General features: G+C 56.9%; 5 protein-coding genes, 1 pseudogene and 1 CRISPR repeat array. Of the genes and pseudogenes, 4 read left to right on the forward strand and 2 right to left on the reverse strand.

Features of this window, described 5'->3' with window-relative positions; translation table 11 throughout:
- Positions 1–738, forward strand: a pseudogene (locus tag Q371_RS23065) (IS5 family transposase); the annotation flags it as partial.
- Positions 739–830: 92 nt separating this feature from the next.
- Here the strand turns inward: Q371_RS23065 and recQ are convergent.
- On the reverse strand, positions 831–3,359 hold the full coding sequence (recQ, locus tag Q371_RS23070) for a DNA helicase RecQ (RefSeq protein ID WP_034345326.1): 2,529 nt from the start codon (positions 3,357–3,359) through the stop codon (positions 831–833).
- Here recQ and Q371_RS27630 point away from each other — a divergent pair.
- The 3 genes from Q371_RS27630 (at position 3,246) to Q371_RS23080 (ending at position 4,491) form a co-directional block, all read left to right on the forward strand.
- Positions 3,246–3,518, forward strand: coding sequence for a hypothetical protein (locus Q371_RS27630; protein ID WP_169743914.1), 273 nt, complete (start codon positions 3,246–3,248; stop codon positions 3,516–3,518). The two genes, recQ and Q371_RS27630, sit on opposite strands and share 114 nt — an antisense overlap.
- Positions 3,519–3,590: 72 nt before the next feature.
- Positions 3,591–4,124 (forward strand): phosphatase domain-containing protein, encoded by a 534-nt coding sequence (locus Q371_RS23075; RefSeq protein ID WP_034345334.1) that lies wholly within the window; start codon positions 3,591–3,593, stop codon positions 4,122–4,124.
- Between the two features lie 181 nt (positions 4,125–4,305).
- The gene (locus tag Q371_RS23080; RefSeq protein ID WP_034345337.1) at positions 4,306–4,491 is read left to right on the forward strand and encodes a hypothetical protein; all 186 of its coding nucleotides are present in this window, start codon (positions 4,306–4,308) and stop codon (positions 4,489–4,491) included.
- A gap of 571 nt (positions 4,492–5,062) precedes the next feature.
- Here Q371_RS23080 and Q371_RS28250 read toward each other — a convergent pair.
- A complete protein-coding gene (locus Q371_RS28250) occupies positions 5,063–5,440 on the reverse strand; it encodes a zinc ribbon domain-containing protein (RefSeq protein ID WP_425388047.1) in 378 nt (125 codons plus the stop codon).
- Between the two features lie 258 nt (positions 5,441–5,698).
- A CRISPR array of direct repeats spans positions 5,699–7,255; the repeat unit is 29 nt; unit sequence CGGTTCATCCCCACGCCTGTGGGGAAAAC.

The raw sequence follows: 7,255 nt of genomic DNA on the forward strand, positions 1-7,255 counted from the left end.
ACCCCATCCGAGATGTCCTCAATGCCCTGTTCTGGATGGTCAGAAGTGGGGCACCCTGTCTTGGTCAGAACGGCACCCAGAATGGGGCCTGACCGCTGGGAATACCTCCCCAACGACTTCCCCCCAGCAGAGATCGTGCGCCAACAAGCCCAGAGATGGTTTGATCACCACTGCTTTGAAGACATGGTGCACGACCTCAGGATCGTGACCCGAGTGCAGCAGAAGAAAAATGCGCAACCCACCGCAGTGATCATCGATTCAAGAACCTTACAAAGCACCCCCGAAAGTGGATCTCGGGCAGGCTATGACGGAGCCAAGAAAAAGAAAGGCACCAAGATTCACTTGGTGGTCGATACTCTGGGAGATCTCCTGACGGTTCTGGCGACCCCAGCGAACGAACAGGACCGTGCTCAAGTGGGCCAGTTGTGCAAAGAGGTTCAACACCTGACCGGAGTGAATGTGGAAGTGGCGTTTGTGGATCAAGGGTACAGCGGAAAAAAACCTGCCCAGCAAGCAGCTGAACAGGGTGTAGAACTGATCGTGGTGAAACACCATGAAGCCAAGAAAGGTTTTATTTTGCTGCCAAGACGGTGGGTGGTGGAAAGGTCTTTTGGGTGGTTATCTCGGTTCAGACGACTGGGCAGGGATCTGGAGCGCCTGAGTTCGACCTTGGTGGGGTTTCACTTTGTGGCCTTTGCCATTCTGCTTTCAAACAAACTCAGGCCCTTTTTTGCATGACCTTCATGGCACGCTCTAGAGAGCCTAGACTAAAAAACCCCCGAGTAAGCCAGTGGTATCAAAAGCGCGCAAGAGGCTTGCACCAATTCCCCCTATTCCTGCTGCCTCACCCGAAGAACGAGCGTTATGACACCCTCCTGTTCCTGAACGTGCCACCCAGAAAATTCAGCGTCTGCTGCGGACAACTCCTGCAGAACACGCTCTGGCAGGAAAGGGGTAACCTGAACGCGGCCACTGCGGAGGTCTCTGGCAATCCGTTCGAGAAGACCCGGCAGGTCCTGAACTTCCACTGTCGCTGAGGGCCTTCTTTCCTCAGAGGCCGCCTTCTGAATGGGTGTGGAAGTGCCAAGTGCGGTTGTGATGGCCTCCAGAATCCGTTCGCCATACTGTTCGATGCGCCGGGGACCCAGCCCTGGGATGCCCTCCAATGCGGACATCGTTCGGGGAAGGCGCGCTGCCAGTGCGGTCAACGTGGCATTCGGGAACACCATGTACGCTGCATGGCCCGTTTCCCGAGCCAGTGCCCGACGCAAGTCCCCCAACGCCACGGAAACCACTCCCTCAGGGGGTGCTTCTTCGGCTCCACCTGAGACGACCACACCATCAGCCTGAACATGGTCCATCCTCGCTGGAGTGGGCACCTCCACCGGATAGGCAGACCTTTCGACCGAACTTTGCAAGGACTCAGGAGATGGCTCATTTGGTCCACTCTGGGCCTGCAAGTGGCGTGGTTCTGGGAGCACTGCACGGGCTGGCCCAAGACCCAGCTCGTGCGCCTGCACCGTCCCCCGAGGTCGGGACGGTCCCTCATGGGTCCCACTTCCCACGATCCGCAAGACTTCCTCTCCGTAGTCTGCGAGTCGCCGCTCCCCAATCCCACTGACTTTCCCCAGACCCTGCAAGCTGTCTGGTCGCAATTCAGCAATCGCCTTTAAGGTCGCGTCACTGAAAATCACGTAGGGCGGCACCTTCAACCCTGCTGCCCGCTCAGCCCGCCAGTTCCGCAACGCTTCGAACAGCGGTTTGTCCTCCGCTGCCACCACCGCGCGGGTTGCCTGCACTTTCTCCCGAGTCCGCTTGCTCGTGCGCGGCTGCAGCGTGTCCTCCCTGAGCAACAACCGCTGTGCACCCGTCAGGAGCATTTTCGCCTGTGGTGTGGTCATCAGCCCCTGAAACGGTCCGGCCGTCAGGTACCCCAGACTCACGAGTTGCCGGATCACACTGCCCCACACCTTGGCATCATGCTCCTTCCCAATTCCATACGTCGGCAGCGTCCGGTGCCAGCTGTTTTTGTCATTCTCCTTCCCGAGCAGAATGTCGATCAGGTACGCAGCCCCATAGCGGTTCCCGGTGCGAACCGCTGCCGACAGGGCCATTTGCGCTTCTCTGGTCATGTCCCGGACCGTGGGCGGATTCAGGCACACGTCGCAATTCCCACACGGCCCTGTGTATGTTTCGCCAAAGTACCCCAGGAGGATCTGACGGCGACACTGCGCCGTCTCGCAATACGTCAGGAGCGCCGTGAGTTTGCTGGCTTCCACGCGCTTGACCTCTTCTGGGGCGTCACTTTCCTGGAGCATCCGACGCACGTTCACGACGTCCTGCAGCCCATAGACCATCCACGCCGTGCTGGGCAGGCCGTCGCGTCCAGCCCGGCCGGTCTCCTGGTAGTACCCTTCCAGACTTTTTGGCAAGTCGAGGTGCGCCACGAACCGCACGTTCGGTTTGTCGATCCCCATGCCGAAGGCCACGGTGGCCACCACGATGATGCCTTCCTCGTTCAGGAACCGCTCTTGCGCAAGGCTCCGCTCCGCCTGCGACAGTCCGGCGTGATAGGCCACCACCTCAAGGCCCTGTTCCTGCAGCCACAGTGCGGTTTCTTCGACGGAACGTCTGGAGAGGCAATAGACCACACCCGCGTCACCGGGGTGTTCACTCTGGATGAAGTCCAGCAGCTGTTGCCGGGGGCGTTCTTTGGTCGCCACACGGTAGGTGATGTTGGGACGGTCGAAGCTCGAAAGGAACTCGGGGGCACCTTGCAGGCTGAGGACCTGACGGATGTCCGCGCGGGTCCGCTCATCGGCTGTGGCGGTCAGTGCAAGGCGAGGCACCTGCGGGAACTGCTTTTCCAAGACATGAAGCTGCTGGTACTCCGGACGGAAGTCATGCCCCCATTGCGAAACGCAGTGCGCTTCATCCACGGCAAAAAGCGCGATCTCTGCTGAGTGCAGCAATTCCAGTGTGCGTGGGAGGAGCAAGCGTTCCGGGGCAATGTAGAGGAGGTCCAGTTGCCCCCTCTGGAGGGCCTGTTCGACCGCTCGGGAAGCCGAAGGGGAAAGTGTGGAGTTCAGGTAAGCAGCCTGAACCCCGAGTTGCCGCAGGGTGTCGACCTGATCTTTCATCAGGGCGATCAGCGGGGAGATGACGATGCCGACGCCGGGCCGCAGCAGACTGGGAAGCTGGTAACACAGGCTCTTCCCGCCACCAGTAGGCATCAGGACGAGGGCATGCTGGCCCTGGGCAACAGTGCGGACAATCTCTTCCTGAATTCCTCGGAATTGGTCGTATCCCCAGACGCGTTGCAGAATCGACCGGGCTTGGAGGAGGACATCACCTTGCATCCCATTCAGTCTACTTCATTCTGCTTCACACAGAATGTAGCTGGTGTCCGAACAGGCCAGCACCCAATGGTGATCCGCTCTGTTGAATCAATCCCTGCTCCACAGGGCATTTCATTCTCGGGTGACCAAATTTATGGAGAAAGCAAAGGAACAAAATGATTTGGCTTTTCTCATCAAACACATGTTTGTAAAGTCAATCATGAGAAAAAGCAGCATCCAAGGGAGGTTCCCATGACAGCGACCATTCCACCCATCCTCGCACCCCATGTTCCAGGCACCCGGATTCACATGACTTTTGCTCCCGGCAAGAAAGGCAACGGGGCATGGTCTGGCATCGTGCACAACCGCGACCTTGGACAGGACCTGACCCGTTTGCGTGATGTGTATGGCACCACCCACCTGATCACCCTGATGGAAGACTTCGAACTCCGGCAGTGGCACATTCCAGATCTTTCAGCAGAAACCCGCCAGCACGGACTGCACCACCTGCATTTCCCGATTGTGGATGGCAGCATTCCTGACGATGTCCCAGCTTTCCGGGAGTTTGTGCAACAGTTAAAGGAGCTTTACCAGCAAGGGGCCACCTTCACCATTCACTGTCTGGGTGGACTGGGGCGCACCGGGTTGCTGGCGGCCATCTTGCTGCAGGAACTCCATGGCTTTGAACCTGCCCAGAGTGTCAAGGCCGTTCGGGAAGCCAGGCCCGGGACGATTGAGCGGGATGAACAGGAAGTCTTTGTGCTGAACTGGAAACCGGTTCCCTGAGCTGGATTGCCTGTGCATCGAGCGGGGTGCAGAGGCTCCGCTTACCAAGCAACTGTCTCAAGAAATCCCATCCAAGTCTCCCCTTTTCCAAAGCGCCCCGCATCCTCTTATGACTGGTGTGCAGAGAATCCTGGGACAGGGCGATCTTCAAGCTCTGCAGTGAGCGAATGTGGCTCAAGCCATGCTGGACATTCTGGCCCCAGGGACTCCTGTGTATTTTCCCCTGGGTTTCTATGATGAAAAATCCAAGTATGAGTCCTTCTTGACCCGGGACTGGCTCTTTCCGTGCCCCTACTACAACATGTACAGCTTCTTTGTGTTGGACCACAAAACCAAAGAAGTCACCCTGCTGGCCTTTGCACAGTGAAAGCCAGGAAAGACCTGCTCAACCAAAAGCACGCGGGCATCAGATGGTATCGATGCACTGTGCTTTTCGCATGTTTTGGGCATGCTTCGTGCTCCTGCTGGTCTCCCTCCGTGAGGGGCAAGAAACGAAAACCCCAAACCGGGGCGCACTGGCGGATTCGGGGTTCTGGGTTTGGGTTTTGGGCTGGACTTACACAGGCAGTGCCTGACGCTAAGAACTAGAAAGGTAGGAGGTCAGGGGCTGAAACCTTTGATGAGCCGGTGGACGCTGACTTCATCGAACAAGAGGCTTTGAAGGTCTGGACCGATGTACCTTCTAAAATCCTGCATTGGAGTGATATCCGAAATGTAAACCCCGTGAGGCTCCCATTTTTCTGTGTAGTAATAAACGACATTTCCCATGTCATTGCCAACGGGCAGGAATCCCTGCACATGCTGCAGAACTTCACCATAGTGGTCATTGACAAAATCCCGAATCCGGTCTACCAAAAGTACAAAGCACATCTGCGAAGTTCTCACCCTGAAAGTAGGTTGCGGTCACACAACCATGATCAGTAGTCAATCACCCGCAACTAAAGTGGCAGGCTTGTGTCTGTACTCCATCTCAGTTCCGTATAAACGGCTTTGACTTCCCGGTACGACACATCAGGGCGCACTGACAACGCACCCGTACCCATCCAGTCTTGCCAGACAAGCAACGTTCTCAAGTTGATGTTTCTGGCTGCTGCGAGGTCTGCATGCAATTGAAACCCACACACTTCACACATCATCATCAGTCCCGCATTCGGCCTGTTCCCTTTCGAACAATGACCGCATTTCGGGCAACACTGAGACGTGTGATGGGCATGGACTCTGGTGGTCATACAACCCATCAGGGGCGCTTTGTAACTCAAAAAGGCCTGCAATTCCGCAAAGCTCCATTGGCTCCGGCAACGCTTGGATGCTTTCACCTGCTGGGTGGCTTTGGGATGGCTTCTCCCTTCTGTACGCTCTCTGATATGGGTCAAATCCTCAAGCCCGATCAAAGACTGGGGGAAACGATGCAGCAACTGCTTGGACAGCGAGTGGTTCCAATTCGCAATCAACCGTCTTTCCCTTCCCGAGAGCAGAATCAGTCTGCGTGTGGTGGAACGGGTGCCTTTGCGTTGGAGGAATCCTCACGCCTGTGGGGAAAACAAACCAGAGAGACATGAACAGACTCGGGTCCACGGTTCATCCCCACGCCTGTGGGGAAAACAACTCTGGTGATTATTCTACCTGAGAATACTCCGGTTCATCCCCACGCCTGTGGGGAAAACATTTCTGGATTCAGTTTAATTTGCTGTGTGACCGGTTCATCCCCACGCCTGTGGGGAAAACATTTCTGGATTCAGTTTAATTTGCTGTGTGACCGGTTCATCCCCACGCCTGTGGGGAAAACGATGTTGCTGGGCTTCAGGAAAGTCATGACCCCGGTTCATCCCCACGCCTGTGGGGAAAACTCACAGTTTGCATCACCGTAAATGCTGGTGTACGGTTCATCCCCACGCCTGTGGGGAAAACGTGGGGTTTTTTGTTGCCGAGATCACCCCAAACGGTTCATCCCCACGCCTGTGGGGAAAACGGATGTGATCGCGCAACGGAAAGCCGAAAGGGCGGTTCATCCCCACGCCTGTGGGGAAAACGTTGTGCGGATTCCACGGGTTGGGAACAATCTCGGTTCATCCCCACGCCTGTGGGGAAAACTGACGGTGCTGGGTTGGCTGGGGGTTCCGCCACGGTTCATCCCCACGCCTGTGGGGAAAACGCAGCAATTGTGACCAGCAGGCCCGCAGCCTGCGGTTCATCCCCACGCCTGTGGGGAAAACGGTTGAACAAACTGGACCGCACGAGACGGGACGCGGTTCATCCCCACGCCTGTGGGGAAAACGCAGCAATTGTGACCAGCAGGCCCGCAGCCTGCGGTTCATCCCCACGCCTGTGGGGAAAACGGTTGAACAAACTGGACCGCACGAGACGGGACGCGGTTCATCCCCACGCCTGTGGGGAAAACGTTGATAACGGTGTACAGCATGTTTGTTTCCTCGGTTCATCCCCACGCCTGTGGGGAAAACGGCTTCCCGAAGAGCTGGAAGCTGAAAAAGGGCGGTTCATCCCCACGCCTGTGGGGAAAACCTTCCTGCAAGCAATGGGGGTGCAGCATGAATCGGTTCATCCCCACGCCTGTGGGGAAAACCGATCAGTATGCCAGCAGCACGCCAGATTTGACGGTTCATCCCCACGCCTGTGGGGAAAACTCTTTTGCCCGCGTGATCGCTGTGTAGTACCACGGTTCATCCCCACGCCTGTGGGGAAAACGTGCTCGACCGATGCGGTAAGCTTTTCTGAAACGGTTCATCCCCACGCCTGTGGGGAAAACAGGGACAGGAGGTAAAGGCATCCAGTACAACACGGTTCATCCCCACGCCTGTGGGGAAAACTACCAGACGCCCGCCCAGCTTCAGCATGGCGGCGGTTCATCCCCACGCCTGTGGGGAAAACTTGATGGTCACTCTCCAGCGTTTGCCGTTTGGACGGTTCATCCCCACGCCTGTGGGGAAAACATCTTGGAAGAAAGAACCGGACTCAGTCAGTACGGTTCATCCCCACGCCTGTGAGGAAAACGCAAACGCCTTCTATCACGCCTACAAGGGCATCGGTTCATCCCCACGCCTGTGGGGAAAACAGCATGAGCCAGAGCCTCACAGGGATCTTTGGCGGTTCATCCCCACGCCTGTGGGGAAAAC

Source organism: Deinococcus misasensis DSM 22328, assembly GCF_000745915.1.
GTDB classification, from domain to species: domain Bacteria; phylum Deinococcota; class Deinococci; order Deinococcales; family Deinococcaceae; genus Deinococcus_C; species Deinococcus_C misasensis.

What these genes read in the sequence shown, in the direction of transcription:
- Q371_RS23080 (WP_034345337.1), top strand. Translation starts at nt 4,306, where the DNA reads ATGCTGGACATTCTGGCCCCAGGGACTCCTGTGTATTTTCCCCTGGGT.
- recQ (WP_034345326.1), bottom strand. Translation starts at nt 3,359, where the DNA reads ATGCAAGGTGATGTCCTCCTCCAAGCCCGGTCGATTCTGCAACGCGTC.
- Q371_RS23075 (WP_034345334.1), top strand. Translation starts at nt 3,591, where the DNA reads ATGACAGCGACCATTCCACCCATCCTCGCACCCCATGTTCCAGGCACC.
- Q371_RS27630 (WP_169743914.1), top strand. Translation starts at nt 3,246, where the DNA reads ATGCTGGCCCTGGGCAACAGTGCGGACAATCTCTTCCTGAATTCCTCG.